The sequence below is a fragment of the Pseudomonas sp. B14(2022) genome, assembly GCF_012030485.1.
Lineage (GTDB): Bacteria > Pseudomonadota > Gammaproteobacteria > Pseudomonadales > Pseudomonadaceae > Aquipseudomonas.
The window spans coordinates 59884-73134 of record NZ_JAAUVM010000024.1; the positions used below are offsets into that span (position 1 = coordinate 59884).

The 13251-nt window shown below is 63.2% G+C and carries 17 protein-coding genes; 9 read left to right on the forward strand and 8 right to left on the reverse strand.

Annotated features, from left to right (window positions below; all coding sequences use genetic code 11):
• Positions 1 to 140 precede the first annotated feature (140 nt).
• A complete protein-coding gene (locus HCF10_RS26295; protein WP_131700325.1) occupies positions 141 to 1025 on the forward strand; it encodes a sugar nucleotide-binding protein in 885 nt (294 codons plus the stop codon).
• A gap of 123 nt (positions 1026 to 1148) precedes the next feature.
• Here the strand turns inward: HCF10_RS26295 and HCF10_RS26300 are convergent, their stop codons facing one another.
• The 5 genes from HCF10_RS26300 to HCF10_RS26320 all read right to left on the reverse strand — a co-directional run bounded on the left by HCF10_RS26300 (position 1149) and on the right by HCF10_RS26320 (position 5063).
• Complete coding sequence (locus HCF10_RS26300; protein ID WP_167656710.1) at positions 1149 to 1847, reverse strand: OmpW/AlkL family protein; 699 nt, start codon at positions 1845 to 1847, stop codon at positions 1149 to 1151.
• A 96-nt stretch (positions 1848 to 1943) separates the two neighbouring features.
• Complete coding sequence (locus HCF10_RS26305) at positions 1944 to 2465, reverse strand: DUF3299 domain-containing protein (RefSeq protein ID WP_131700323.1); 522 nt, start codon at positions 2463 to 2465, stop codon at positions 1944 to 1946.
• Between the two features lie 11 nt (positions 2466 to 2476).
• On the reverse strand, positions 2477 to 3742 hold the full coding sequence (locus HCF10_RS26310; RefSeq protein ID WP_092358194.1) for an ABC transporter permease: 1266 nt from the start codon (positions 3740 to 3742) through the stop codon (positions 2477 to 2479).
• A gap of 1 nt (position 3743) precedes the next feature.
• Positions 3744 to 4454, reverse strand: coding sequence for an ABC transporter ATP-binding protein (locus tag HCF10_RS26315; protein ID WP_053138261.1), 711 nt, complete (start codon positions 4452 to 4454; stop codon positions 3744 to 3746).
• Positions 4455 to 4460: 6 nt separating this feature from the next.
• On the reverse strand, positions 4461 to 5063 hold the full coding sequence (locus tag HCF10_RS26320; RefSeq protein ID WP_167656711.1) for a DUF2796 domain-containing protein: 603 nt from the start codon (positions 5061 to 5063) through the stop codon (positions 4461 to 4463).
• Positions 5064 to 5194: 131 nt separating this feature from the next.
• Here HCF10_RS26320 and HCF10_RS26325 point away from each other — a divergent pair, with 131 nt between their 5' ends.
• Entirely contained in the window at positions 5195 to 5542 is a 348-nt protein-coding gene (locus HCF10_RS26325; protein ID WP_131700321.1) for a hypothetical protein, read from the forward strand.
• On the opposite strand, the gene trxA is transcribed toward HCF10_RS26325, so the two are convergent.
• The 3 genes from trxA to HCF10_RS26340 are packed head-to-tail and all read right to left on the reverse strand — an operon-like array spanning position 5539 to position 7558.
• Positions 5539 to 6411, reverse strand: coding sequence for a thioredoxin (gene trxA, locus HCF10_RS26330; RefSeq protein WP_131700320.1), 873 nt, complete (start codon positions 6409 to 6411; stop codon positions 5539 to 5541). The genes HCF10_RS26325 and trxA overlap by 4 nt on opposite strands.
• Positions 6412 to 6443: 32 nt before the next feature.
• Positions 6444 to 7106 carry a class I SAM-dependent methyltransferase gene (locus tag HCF10_RS26335; RefSeq protein ID WP_167656712.1) on the reverse strand — a complete coding sequence of 221 codons (663 nt, stop codon included), beginning with the start codon at positions 7104 to 7106 and terminating at the stop codon, positions 6444 to 6446.
• On the reverse strand, positions 7103 to 7558 hold the full coding sequence (locus HCF10_RS26340) for a YbaY family lipoprotein (RefSeq protein ID WP_027605189.1): 456 nt from the start codon (positions 7556 to 7558) through the stop codon (positions 7103 to 7105). The genes HCF10_RS26335 and HCF10_RS26340 overlap by 4 nt, the downstream gene beginning before the upstream one ends.
• Before the next feature lie 140 nt (positions 7559 to 7698).
• Between HCF10_RS26340 and nrdR the strand changes: the two genes are divergently transcribed.
• The 7 genes from nrdR (at position 7699) to thiL (ending at position 13165) form a co-directional block, all read left to right on the forward strand.
• Positions 7699 to 8169: a transcriptional regulator NrdR gene (gene nrdR, locus HCF10_RS26345; protein ID WP_167656713.1), complete on the forward strand. Its 471-nt coding sequence runs from the start codon at positions 7699 to 7701 to the stop codon at positions 8167 to 8169.
• Entirely contained in the window at positions 8166 to 9302 is a 1137-nt protein-coding gene (gene ribD, locus HCF10_RS26350) for a bifunctional diaminohydroxyphosphoribosylaminopyrimidine deaminase/5-amino-6-(5-phosphoribosylamino)uracil reductase RibD (RefSeq protein WP_167656714.1), read from the forward strand. The genes nrdR and ribD overlap by 4 nt, the downstream gene beginning before the upstream one ends.
• 47 nt (positions 9303 to 9349) lie before the next feature.
• Positions 9350 to 10012 (forward strand): riboflavin synthase, encoded by a 663-nt coding sequence (locus tag HCF10_RS26355; protein ID WP_010206841.1) that lies wholly within the window; start codon positions 9350 to 9352, stop codon positions 10010 to 10012.
• Between the two features lie 15 nt (positions 10013 to 10027).
• Positions 10028 to 11119 (forward strand): bifunctional 3,4-dihydroxy-2-butanone-4-phosphate synthase/GTP cyclohydrolase II, encoded by a 1092-nt coding sequence (gene ribBA / locus HCF10_RS26360; protein WP_131700317.1) that lies wholly within the window; start codon positions 10028 to 10030, stop codon positions 11117 to 11119.
• Positions 11120 to 11207: 88 nt separating this feature from the next.
• Complete coding sequence (gene ribH, locus HCF10_RS26365) at positions 11208 to 11684, forward strand: 6,7-dimethyl-8-ribityllumazine synthase (RefSeq protein WP_003176356.1); 477 nt, start codon at positions 11208 to 11210, stop codon at positions 11682 to 11684.
• Positions 11681 to 12181, forward strand: a complete 501-nt coding sequence (nusB, locus tag HCF10_RS26370) for a transcription antitermination factor NusB (protein WP_053138236.1) — start codon at positions 11681 to 11683, stop codon at positions 12179 to 12181. Before ribH ends, nusB begins: the two co-directional genes overlap by 4 nt.
• 18 nt (positions 12182 to 12199) lie before the next feature.
• On the forward strand, positions 12200 to 13165 hold the full coding sequence (gene thiL / locus HCF10_RS26375) for a thiamine-phosphate kinase (RefSeq protein WP_167656715.1): 966 nt from the start codon (positions 12200 to 12202) through the stop codon (positions 13163 to 13165).
• The last annotated feature ends 86 nt before the right edge of the window (positions 13166 to 13251 follow it).

Below are 13251 nucleotides of genomic sequence, written 5' to 3' on the forward strand. Positions count from 1 at the left end.
AAGTTGCAACCCCGCACTTTATCCGTGACGGTTGCGCTACAAACCCGCAAAATGCAACGATTCTGGAATAACCCTACGGCATGCCTCACCCGCCTGCCGACAATAACCATCGTTCCAAACAGACCGGGCCTGCTCAATCTATGCGAATGCGCCTTATGTTACTGGGCGGCGGGAATGCCCTCGGGCAGGCGCTGATTCGCCTCGGTGCAGAGGAAGACATCGGTTTCCTCGCCCCCAAACCGCCCAAAGACGGCTGGGATGCCGCGAGCCTCACCCAATTGCTCGACGACACCCGTCCCGATGCGTTGATCAACCTCGCCTACTACTTCGACTGGTTCCAGGCCGAAGCCGTCAGCGAGACCCGCCTGGCCGCCCAGGAATTCGCCATCGAACGCCTGGCCGAACTGTGTCAGCACCACAACATTACCTTGCTGCAACCGTCCAGCTACCGCGTATTCGATGGCTCCCGCGCCACCGCCTACAGCGAAAAGGACGAGCCGGTGCCCCTGGGCCTGCGTGGCCAGGCGTTGTGGCGTATCGAGCAAAGCGTGCGCGCCACTTGCCCGCAGCATGTGCTGTTACGTTTTGGCTGGCTGCTGGATGACAGCGTCGACGGCACCCTCGGGCGCTTCCTGGCCCGGGCGGAAAAACCGGATGAATTGTTGATGGCGGACGATCGTCGCGGCAACCCGACGCCGGTGGACGATGCGGCGCGGGTGATTATCTCGGTGCTCAAGCAACTTGATTGCGCGGCGCCGCTGTGGGGCACTTACCACTATGCCGGGCATGAGGCGACCACGCCGCTGGCGCTGGGCCAGGCGATCCTCACCGAGGCGCGCACCTTTCACCCGCTGGCCATTGAAGCCCCTACCGCCCAGGCCCACGCGGCACGGCCGGATGCGGCAGACGAACCGCAGCATGCGGTGCTGGCCTGCAAGAAAATCCTCCACACCTTCGGCATCAAGCCTCGGGCGTGGCGCGCAGGGCTACCGGCGTTGCTTGACCGGTTCTATCGCCACGGCTGACACAACACAAAGTAAATGTGGGAGGGGGCTTGCTCCCGATAGCAGCGTGTCAGTCAACAGGTTCATGACTGATCCACCGCTATCGGGAGCAAGCCCCCTCCCACATGGGTTATGCAGTGTTGCTTAGAACTTGTAACCGATACCCACCATGTAAACCATCGGGTCCACGTCCACATTGACCTTGGCACGGGTGCCCGGCGCTACGGCATTGTTTTCCACGGTAGCCTTGGTGCTGATGTCGATGTAGCGCGCCTGGGCGTTGATCATCCACTTGTCGTTGATCATGTAGTCCGCGCCGATCTGCGCAGCCCAGCCCCAGGAGTTCTCGGCCTTGAAGTTGCTGAAACCGGCTTCGGAGGCGCGGCTGCTGACGTGTTCGTCGTAGATCCAGGTGTAGTTGATACCGGCGCCTACGTACGGTTGGAACGGGGATTTGTTGTCCAGTGGGTAGTACACGACGCTCAGGGTTGGCGGCAGGTGTTTCAGCGTACCGAGCTTGCCGTTGGCGGCGCCGAGGGCGGTGCCCTTGATCTTCACGTCATGCTCGAACGGTGTGGCAGCCAGCAGTTCGATACCGACGTGATTGGTCAGCATGTAGGCGAAGTTCAGACCCAGTTGGGTGTCGCTGCTCATGGTCGCCTTGCCGCCCAGGTTGGCACCGGCCAATGGGCCTTGGTCAACTTTGACGGTGCTGCTGTCTGCCTTCGGGTTCACGGTGATTGCACCGGCACGAATCAGAATGTCACCCGCTTCGTGAGCGTGGACGGCAGGGGCGGCGAGGGCGAGCGCGAAGAGGGACGCGCCGAGCAGAGACTTGTTCATAGGAGCTCCAGAGGGTGTATTAAAAGAGATACATCCAATGGTAAAGATCGTTCCGGTTGGGCCGTTGACTCAGCTCAATGAAACGGTAATAACCCGCTACTCCTGCAGCTCATATACGTAAATCTTCTGCGCATCCATTTGATAACCGGCATCTGCAAGCTCACTGGATGACGGTTTGACCTGCATCGTGCCTTCGATCCAGTACGGCTGATACAGCTCATCGAGCTTCACGCCGACCTCGCTCTTTACATGCACGATCTGGTTCGACGGCGGCGGCGGCACATGGATGCACGCGCCGAAATACGGCACCAGCAAAAACTCGGTGGTGCGGCCTTCTTCGCTGACTTCCAGCGGCACGATATACCCCGGCAGGCGAATATGCTGGCCATCAAGGCTCTGCACTACCGGCGCGTTGGGCAGGTCTTGCTTGGCCGCCGGCGCCGCTTCGACGGACAAGGCATCGGCCATGTTCGACAGGTTGTGCAGCGGTTTCATGTTGGGGATTTCCGGCGGCGCGTCCGGCGGGATCATCTCCTGCCAGGACAGGTCCTTGGGCTGGTCCTCCGCCCAGGCAGGCACGGTCACCAGCAGCAATAACGCAAACAGAGCGCGACGCATCGAAGCCTTCCTCATAAACGTATGGACAGGCCATCGGCCAGGGATTGTCGGTAGGCGCGCCAGGCGGGCACGCTGCCCATCAACAGCGCTGCCGCCAGGATACCGGCGAGCAAGGTCCATTCATATTCGCTGGGCCACGACATCGGCAGGTCCAGGCCGTAATTGGCCTGCAAATACCCGCGCGATGCGGCGATGCACACGTACAGCAAGCCTACGCCTGCGATCACGCCAGACAGGGCCAGGGCGAAGGCTTCGAAGATCAGCAGCGTCGCGATATGCCACGGCCGCGCACCCACCGAACGCAGGATCGCCATTTCGCGGCGGCGTTCGTTGAGGCTGGTGAGGATTGCGGTGAGCATGCCGATCAAGCCGGTCAGCACCACGAACAGCGAGATCACGAACAGGGCCTTTTCGGCGGTGCCCATCATGCTCCATAGCTCTTGCAGCGCCACACCGGGCAGGATCGCCAGCATCGGCTCGCCACGGAACTCGTTGATCTCCCGCTGCAGGGCGAAGGTGGAGATCTTGTTGTTCAGGCCGAGCATAAAGGCCGTGATGGCTTGCGGGGTGAGGTCCATGTTGCGCGCCTGGTCGGCACTGATGCGGCCTTTGCCCTGGGCCGGTACGCCGTTGTGCCAGTCGATATGAATCGCCTCCATGCCGCCGAGGCTGATATGCAGCGTGCGGTCCACCGGCGTGCCGGTGCGCTTGAGGATGCCGACCACGGTGAATGGTTTGTCATCGTGCTTGACCAGGCTGACCACCGCCACGCCGTGGGCCAGTACCAGCTTGTCGCCGAGCTTGTAGTGCAGGGCATCGGCGACTTCGGCGCCGAGTACCACTTCGAACGGGTCGGTGGCGAAGGCGCGGCCGCTGGCCAGTTCCAGGTTCTGTTTGCGCCCGTACTGGTAGTGCTCGAAGTACGATTCGTTGGTGCCCATTACGCGGTAGCCGCGATGAGAGTCGCCGAGGGAAATCGGGATCGCCCATTTCACTTGGGGGTTGGCGGCGAAGTGCTCGTAGCTGTCCCAACGAATGTTGTTGGTGGCGTTGCCGATGCGAAACACCGAGTACAGCAGCAGGTTGACCGACCCTGAGCGCGCGCCGACGATCAGGTCGGTGCCGCTGATGGTGCTGGCGAAACTGTTGCGCGCCTCAACGCGCACGCGCTCCACCGCCAGCAGGAGGCACACCGACAGGGCGATGGCGAAGGCGGTGAGGATCGCGGTAAAGCGGCGGTTAGCCAGGCTGGCCATGGCTAGACGAAACAGATACATCTCAAACCTCTGCGGGCGTGGCGGCGCGATTGAGTTCGGCCAGCGACAGGTTGCGGTCGAACAGCGGCGCCAGGCTCTGGTCATGGCTGACAAACAACAGGCTGGCGCCGGCTTCGCGGCATTCGGCGAACAGCAGTTGAATGAAGGCTTCGCGGGCGTCGTAGTCCAGGGCCGAGGTGGGCTCGTCGGCGATCACCAACTCCGGTTGGCCGATCAGCGCACGGGCGGCGGCCACCCGTTGCTGTTGGCCGATGGACAACGAATCGGCACGGCGCTCCAGCAGGTCTTTGTCCTTCAAGCCCAAGTGCGCCAGCAAGGTCGCGGCGGCCTGGTCGACGCTGCCGTGGCGTTGGATTGCCCGTTGCGCGCGCAGCTTGGAAAAGTGACAGGGCAGCTCGACGTTCTCGCGCACCGACAGGAACGGCAGCAGGTTGAACTGCTGGAAGATATAGCCGGTGTGGTCAACGCGAAAGCGGTCCCGCGCACCGGCCGAGAGTTCGGTCAGCTCCTGGCCGAGCAGGCGAATGCTGCCGCGGCTGGGCTTCTGTACGCCGCCGAGCAGGCCGAGCAAGGTGGTTTTGCCACTGCCGCTCGGCCCCTTGAGAAACAGGGTTTCCCCCGCTTCCAGGCGGAACGCGGGGATGTCCAGTAACTGTGGGTGACCGGGCCAGTTAAAGCCCAGGTCAGACAGTTCGATCAATGCGTGGGTCATGGGGGCTCAGAACTTCAGGGTGGCTGCTGTGGCCGTCGCTTCAACGCCTCGCTGGCCGCTCGGGCCGATCAGTTGTACCTGAATTTTCTGGGTGGCGGGGAAGGTCTTGAACACCTGGGTCAGGTCCAGGTTGCCCAGGGCGGCCGGCGTGGCGCAGGTGAATTGGTAGTGGGCGTGGATCTCACTGTGATCGTGATGATGCTCGTGGGCGCCGTCTTTGGCGTCGTCATCATGATCATCGTCGTCGTGGTCGGCTTCCGGTTTGTCGCCGAACAGCGGGCTGTTGAGTTCCTGGGTGCTGATCACGCAACCGGCGGCCTTGGGCAGGTTGAACAGGGCCAGCGGGTTCTCCAGCTGTTTGCGTGCGGCGGCGACCTTGGCTTTGTCGGCAGCGCTGGTGGCGACGTGTTCGAAGCCCACCAGGTTCATCGCCGGGCTGTCCAGTTCAAGCTCCAGGGCCTGGCCGTCGAGCACCGCGTTGAGGCGACCGACGCCGTGTTCGTGTGCGCCGAGGCTGCCGTGTTCGTGATCGTGGTCATGCTCGTCGGCGGCGTGAGCGATGGCGAGTGGCAACAGGGCAAACGGCAAAGCAAGCAGCAGACGGCGCATGAGAAGGCTCCAGAAAATGAAATTTATGTTATGTGATCTTATAACAATAGTGCTGAGAGTTTGACCGCCTGCTTGGCGTTGCGCAAGCCACATGGGAGCATGCTTGTCAGAAAAATGCAGGAGTAAGGACGATGTTGCGAATTCGTGGAACCGTTGGCGACCTGCCGGTGGACTTGACCCTGGAACTGGATGACGGCGATTGGGCGCGACTCGGCGCACAGTTGCAGGTAACGCCAACGGCAAACGCGGCCGCTGCGCCGGCGGCACCGGTCAAGCACAATGATGACCTGTGGCAAAGCGCCCAGGACCTGTTGCGCAACGCCGGGCAGCTCAGCGGCCTGGAATTGCTTGATCGACTGGAAGGTTTGGCGGGGGATGCCGCGGCGGGCAAGCGCCTGTTGGTGCGCCTGCGCCATAGCGCCAAGGTGAAAGTGGCCAGCGGCGGGGATACGCCGCTGTACAGTTGGATCGGCGATTAGTACAGCGCGGCGAACAACTTGCGGCGGTACACGGTCACCAGCGGGTGATCATTGCCCAGCAGTTCGAACACCTGCAGCAAGGTCTTGTGCGGCAGGCCTTCGCTGTAGCCGCGGTTGCGGATAAATAACTTGAGCAGGCCTTCCAGCGCGGCGTCGTACTGCTGGCGCGCCAGTTGCTGGATGGCCAGTTGATAGGCGGCTTCGTCGTCCTGCGGGTTTTGTGCCAGGCGGCTTTTCAACTCGGCGGCGTCCGGCAGGTCGGCGGCCTGGCGCAGGAAGGTGATTTGCGCCTTGGCGCCGGCGAGGGCGGCTTTGTGGTCATCGCTCTTCACCGCATCGAGCACGGTTTGGGCTTCACCCAACTCACCGCGTTCGGCCAGGCAACGCGCGTACAGAATCAACGCGGCGGCGTTGGTGTTGTCTTCACCCAGCAGCGCTACCAGCACGGCCTCGGCGTCGCTGATGCGGCCATCGGCAAACAGCGCCTTGGCCTGCTCCAGCGGGTCAGCCGCCGCCGGTGGTGGCATCTGCACATGCGGCTCCAGCATCGCCCGCACCGCCGACTCCGGCTGCGCCCCGGCAAATCCATCCACCGGCTGGCCATCCTTGAACAGCACCACCGTCGGCAGGCTTTGAATGCCAAAGCGCGCGACGATGTCCTGCTCGGCCTCGCAATCGACCTTGGCCAGCAGCAGCTCGCCCTGATAACTCTGGGCAATCTGCGCCAGCATCGGCATCAACGCCTTGCACGGCGCGCACCACTCGGCCCAGAAATCCACGAGCACGGGTTTTTCGAAGGAGTTCTGGATCACGGCCTGGTCGAAATTGGCGCTGGTGACGTCGAAGATGTACGGCGTGGGCTCACTCATGGGGCGTCTCGAATAAAGCGGGAATGGGGCAACTATAAGGGCTGGCGCCGCGAATGGTACAGGCTCACCTTGCGAAACTCCCAAGGCTCGGCCAAGTCCGGCAATGTCAGCGCATCGAGCATCTCCAGCCGCCGATAAGCCGGGTGCTGGAAGTCCCGCACGCGCGAGTCCGCCACCAGCGCTTCGCGGCCTCGGCTGAGGAAGTGGTCGAGCAACGGCAGGTTGGCCCGGTCGTAGAGCACATCGGCGACCAGGATCAGGTCGAAGCGGTCGGCTTCGGCGAAAAAGTCCGCTGAATAGCTCAGCGCCACGCCGTTGAGTTCGGCATTCGCCCGGCAGGACGCTAACGCCAGCGGGTCGAGGTCGCAGGCAACCACTTCCAACGCGCCGGCTTTAACCGCCGCAATCCCGGCCACACCGGAGCCGGCGCCGAAATCCAGCACGCGCTTGCCTTTCACCCATTGCGGGTTCGCCGCCAGATACCGCGCCAGCGCCAAACCACTGGCCCAGCAAAAACTCCAGTAGGGCGGTTCATGCAGGATGCGTCGGGTTTCCTCGGGACTGAAGGCGCGGTCCATGTTGTCCGCATCCAGCAGCCACAATGAAAGCTCGGTGCCCGGCAGCGGGCAGGGCACCAGTTGGGCGTCGCCGATCAGCGCGCTCAGGGCGCGCTGCAAGTCCAACGGTGGCGTCATGGTGCCTTGACGAGTTCCAGGGGGCCGGTGGTCTGGGTGATGGCCTGGGTGATGCGTACGGCTGGCAGGTGCAGGATCAACTGGCCGGATTGGCTGGCACGGCCACGCAATTCAACCCGCGCACCGGCTGGGAACGCCTCTGGGTTGTAGCGCAGGCGGAAGGCCAGGGGCTTGCCGTTGCCGGTCAGTACGCTGCTCGCCAGCAGTTGTTGCGGACGCGAACGGTCATCGATCACCAGCAGCGCCATCTCGACTTCGGCACCGGCCGGCACGTTGGTGAGGCTGCCGCTGATTTCGCGTTGATAGGCGGGCAGGGGGCCGAGGTCTTCAATGCCGGGGACTTTTTTCTCTTGTGCGGGCGTCGGTTGAGGTGCGGCCGGCTTGGGGGCTTCGCTGCTGCAGGCGACCAGGACACTGAACACGGTGAGCAAAACAAGTGGTCGTAACTGCATGTACGGCTCCAGAAAAGGACAAAATCCGTGGCTTGAAATATAAGAAACATATAGGCCTGCCTATATACCGTAAAGGCTATGGCTTGTCTTGCCACAGGGATGCGCTACCATGGCCCTCCCTTTTTTTGTTGCCTGCCACCATGCACTGTCCCTTCTGCGGTGCCAACGACACCAAGGTCATTGACTCGCGTCTGGTCGCCGAGGGCGATCAAGTGCGTCGCCGGCGCGAATGCCTGGCCTCTGGCTGCGGTGAACGTTTCACCACCTTCGAAACCGCCGAACTGGTATTGCCGCGTCTGATCAAGTCCGACGGCAGCCGCCAGCCTTTCGACGAAGAAAAACTGCGCGCCGGTATGCAGCGCGCCCTGGAAAAACGCCCGGTGAGTGTCGAGCGGCTGGAGGCGGCGCTGGCGCATATCAAGCACAAGCTGCGCGCCACCGGCGAGCGCGAGGTCAAGAGCCTGGTGGTTGGAGAGCTGGTGATGGGCGAGCTGCAAAAGCTCGACGAAGTCGCCTATATCCGTTTCGCTTCGGTGTATCGACGCTTCCAGGACCTCAACGAGTTCCGCGAAGAGATCGACCGCCTGGCCCGTGAGCCTGCCAAAGAATGACCCCGCCTTCTGCTGAACAGACTGTCCTCGACGCCCATTACATGGCCCGCGCCCTCGAACTGGCGCGCAACGGCCTGTACACCACCCACCCCAACCCGCGTGTGGGCTGCGTGATTGTCCGCGATGGGCAGATTGTCGGCGAAGGCTGGCATGTGCGCACGGGTGAGCCCCATGCGGAAGTGCATGCCTTGCGGGCTGCCGGTGACAAGGCCCGAGGCGCCACGGCGTACGTAACCCTCGAGCCCTGCAGCCACTACGGCCATACCCCGCCGTGCGCCGATGCGCTGGTGAGTGCCGGGCTGGCGCGGGTGGTCGCAGCGATGCAGGACCCCAACCCGGAAGTCGCCGGGCGCGGCATGCAGCGCTTGGCCCAGGTTGGGATCGAGGTGCACAGCGGCGTGCTCGAAGGTGAAGCGCGGGCCCTGAATAAGGGCTTCCTCAAGCGTATGGAGCATGGCCTGCCGTTTGTGCGGGTCAAGCTGGCGATGAGCCTGGACGGCCGCACCGCCATGGCCAGCGGCGAAAGCCAATGGATCACCGGCCCCGCCGCCCGCGCCGCCGTGCAGCGCCTGCGCGCCGAGGCCAGCGTGGTGCTGACCGGCGCCGACACCGTATTGGCCGACGGCGCACGCCTGACCGTTCGCGCCGCCGAACTCGGCCTGGACGAAGCCACCACCGCCCTGGCCATGTCGCGCCCGCCGTTGCGCGTGCTGATCGACGGCCGTTTGCGCGTGCCGCTCAACGCACCGTTCTTCAAGGCCGGCCCGGCGTTGGTCATCACCTGCGTCACCGCGGAAAACCAGTTCCCCCGTGGCCCTGAATGCCTGGTGGTACCGGGCGTGGACGGCCAGGTCGACCTGCGCTCGGCGCTGGTGGCGCTGGCCGCCCGTGGCGTCAACGACGTATTGGTGGAAGCCGGCCCAAGCCTGGCAGGTGCATTTGCCCAGCAAGGCCTGGTGGACGAATACGTGATTTTCGTCGCCGGCAAGTTCCTCGGCTCCGCCGCCCGGCCTTTACTCGACTGGCCGCTTGAGAAACTGGCAGACGCCCCCCAACTCAAGATCACTGAAATGCGCGCTGTAGGCGACGACTGGCGAGTCACTGCCATCCCTGTGCCAGCAGCGAGCGTATAATTCTGACCGGGCGCTCAAGTGCCCGCCCCGTTTTCCAGGAGAAGGCCATGTTCACCGGCATTATCGAATCCATCGGCAGCATCCGCGCCATGACCCCCAAGGGTGGCGACGTGCGCCTGCTGGTTGAAACCGGCAAGCTCGACCTCGGCGACGTCAAGCTGGGCGACAGCATCGCCGTCAGCGGCGTGTGCCTGACCGTCATCGAACTGCCGGGCAACGGCTTTGCCGCCGACGTCAGCCGGGAAACCCTGGACTGCACAGCGATGAACGACCTCAAGGCCGGCAGCCCGGTCAACCTGGAAAAAGCCCTCACCCCGACCACCCGCCTGGGCGGCCACCTGGTCAGCGGCCACGTCGACGGTGTCGGCGAAGTGGTTGCCCGCAGCGAAAATGCGCGTGCCGTGGAGTTCCGCATCCGCGCGCCTAAAGAGCTGGCCAAGTACATCGCCCACAAAGGCTCGATCACCGTCGATGGCACCAGCCTGACCGTGAACGCCGTGAACGGCGCCGAATTTGAACTGACCATTATTCCCCACACCCTGAGCGAAACCATCATGGCGTCCTACCAGCCAGGTCGCCGGGTGAACCTGGAAGTCGACTTGCTTGCCCGTTATCTGGAGCGCCTGCTGCTGGGCGATAAGGCCGCAGAGCCTGCAACCGGGAACATCACTGAGAGTTTTTTGGCCGCTAACGGCTACCTGAAATCCTGACCAAGGGGGTGCCCTGTGGCGCTCAATAGCATCGAAGAGCTGGTTGAAGACATCCGCCAAGGCAAGATGGTCATCCTGATGGATGACGAAGACCGTGAAAACGAAGGCGACATCATCATGGCCGCCGAGGCCTGCAAGCCTGAGCACATCAACTTCATGGCCAAGCACGCCCGTGGGCTGATCTGCATGCCCATGAGCCGAGAGCGCTGCGAGTTGCTCAAGCTGCCGTTGATGGCGCCGCGCAATGGTTCGGGTTTCGGCACCAAGTTCACCGTATCGATTGAAGCGACCACCGGTGTCACCACCGGCATTTCCGCCGCCGACCGTGCCCGCACCGTGCAAGCCGCTGCCGCCAAGGACGCCAAGGCCGAAGACATCGTCAGCCCCGGCCACATCTTCCCGTTGATGGCTCAACCGGGCGGCACCCTCGCTCGCGCAGGCCACACCGAAGCCGCCTGCGACCTGGCGCGCATGGCCGGTTTCGAGCCGAGCGGCGTGATCTGCGAAGTGATGAACGACGACGGCACCATGGCCCGTCGCGCCGAACTCGAAGCCTTTGCTGCCGAACACAACATCAAGGTCGGCACCATTGCCGACCTGATTCACTACCGGATGATCCACGAACGTACCGTTCAGCGGATTGCCGAGCAGCCACTGGACAGCGAACTGGGCCAATTCAATTTGGTGACCTACCGTGATTCGGTGGAAGGCGACGTGCACATGGCCTTGACCCTGGGCAGCATCTGCGCCGACGAGCCGACCCTGGTGCGCGTACACAACATGGACCCGCTGCGCGACCTGCTGATGGTCAAACAACCGGGCCGCTGGAGCCTGCGCGCCGCCATGGCCGCGGTGTCCGAGGCGGGCAGCGGTGTGGTGCTGCTGCTGGGTAACCCGGTGGATGGCGACGTGTTACTCGCGCATATTCGCGAAACCGCCGAGCAGACCCAGGTGAAAACGCCGACCACCTACAGCATCGTCGGTGCCGGTTCGCAGATCCTGCGTGACCTCGGTGTGCGCAAAATGCGCTTGATGAGCGCACCGATGAAATTTAATGCGATATCCGGATTCGATCTGGAAGTTGTAGAATACGTGCCCTCCGAATAAAGGCCGGCGCTTTTTGCCCCTTGTTCGCGGTTAAATCATCACTGAGGGACGCACTTTTCGCGTCCCGGCTCTTTAAGAGATTTGTCGAATGACCCTGAAGACCATCGAAGGTACCTTCATCGCCCCCAAAGGCCGCTATGCCCTGGTGGTTGGCCGCTTCAACAGCTTCGTGGTTGAAAGCCTGGTAAGCGGTGCCGTGGATGCCCTGGTTCGCCACGGTGTGAGCGAGAGCGACATCACTATCATCCGCGCCCCTGGCGCCTTCGAAATTCCACTGGTTGCGCAAAAAGTTGCTCAACAGGGTGAATACGCGGCGATCATCGCCCTGGGCGCGGTCATTCGTGGCGGTACGCCGCACTTCGAATACGTGGCCGGCGAATGCACCAAGGGCCTGGCCCAGGTGTCCATGGAGTTCGGCGTGCCAGTCGCTTTCGGCGTACTGACTGTTGATTCCATCGAACAAGCCATCGAGCGTTCCGGCACCAAGGCCGGCAACAAAGGCGCTGAAGCTGCCCTGTCCGCGCTGGAAATGGTCAGCCTGCTGTCGCAGTTGGAGGCCAAGTGATTTCCGACGAGAGCGATCGTTTCAACCCACGTGACGAGCGTCCAGCGGACGCCGGCAAACCGTCGAAAAGCGAAAAGCGCCGTGCTGCCCGTCAGCTCGCGACCCAGGCGCTGTACCAGCGTCATATGGCCGGCACTTCGCTGAACGAGATCGAAGCGCAATTTCGCGTCGATAACGACTTCACGTTTGCCGACCAGAGCTACTTCCACGACATCCTGCACGGTGTGCCGGCCAACCTGGACGAGATCGATGCTGCGTTGTCGCCGTGCCTGGACCTGACCCTCGAAGAGCTGGACCCGGTTGAACTGGCCGTACTGCGCCTGTCCACCTGGGAGCTGCTCAAGCGCGTCGACGTGCCGTACCGCGTGGTGATCAACGAAGGCATCGAACTGGCGAAAGTCTACGGTTCGACCGACGGTCACAAGTTCGTCAACGGCGTGCTCGACAAGCTGGCCCCGCGCCTGCGTGAAGCCGAAGTGAAGGCGTACAAGCGCTAACCTGCGCTTGAGTCCTGAATGGGCGAGTTCGAGCTGATCCACAAGTATTTCGCCGCCGCGCCGTGTGCGCGGGGCGGCGAGGGCATTGCCTTGGGGATCGGCGACGACTGCGCCTTGCTGGCGCTCCCCGCCGGGGAGCAGCTGGCAATTTCCACCGATACCTTGGTGGCCGGCGTGCACTTTGCCGACCCCTGTGACCCGTTCCTGCTCGGCCAGCGCTCGCTGGCCGTGGCGGTCAGCGACCTGGCCGCCATGGGCGCCCACCCCCTCGCGTTTACCCTCGCACTCACCACGCCGACCGTCGATGCCGACTGGCTGCAACGCTATGCCCAAGGTTTGAACGCCATGGCGCAAAGTTGCGGTGTGGGCCTGGTGGGCGGCGATACCACACGCGGCCCGCTGAGCCTGACCCTGACCGTGTTCGGGCGGGTACCGGCAGGCCAGGCGCTGACGCGCAGCGGTGCGCAGCCGGGTGACCTGCTGTGTGTGGGCGGCGAGTTGGGCAACGCCGCCGGTGCCTTGCCGCTGGTATTGGGGCAGCGCAGCGCCGACGCAACGATTGCCGAACCACTGCTGGCCCATTACTGGTCGCCCCAGCCCCAGTTGGCCTTGGGGCTGGCGCTGCGGGGCAGGGCGACGTCTGCGATGGATATCTCCGACGGGCTTCTGGCTGATTGCGGGCATATCGCCAAGGCCTCGGCTGTCAGCCTGTTGATCGAGCGCCAGGCGCTGCCATTGTCCAAGGCCTTGCTGGCGTTTGTCGGGGATGACGAGGCGCGGGTGGCCGCACTCAGCGGTGGCGACGACTACGTACTGGCGTTCACCCTGCCGCCCCTGGAACTCGCGCCATTGCTGGCCCGCGGCTGGCCGATCCACGTGATCGGCCGCGTCGAGGCGGGGAAGGGTGTCACGTTGCTCGACACCAACGGGCAGGACATCACCCCGGCCGTACGTGGCTATCAGCACTTTCGCGAGACGCCCTGAATAGGCTGCCGCGCTCCTACATAGAATCAACACAAAGGCCAATCAAACCGATTGATCTTTATCAGCGATAATTCAGCTTAAGCGTC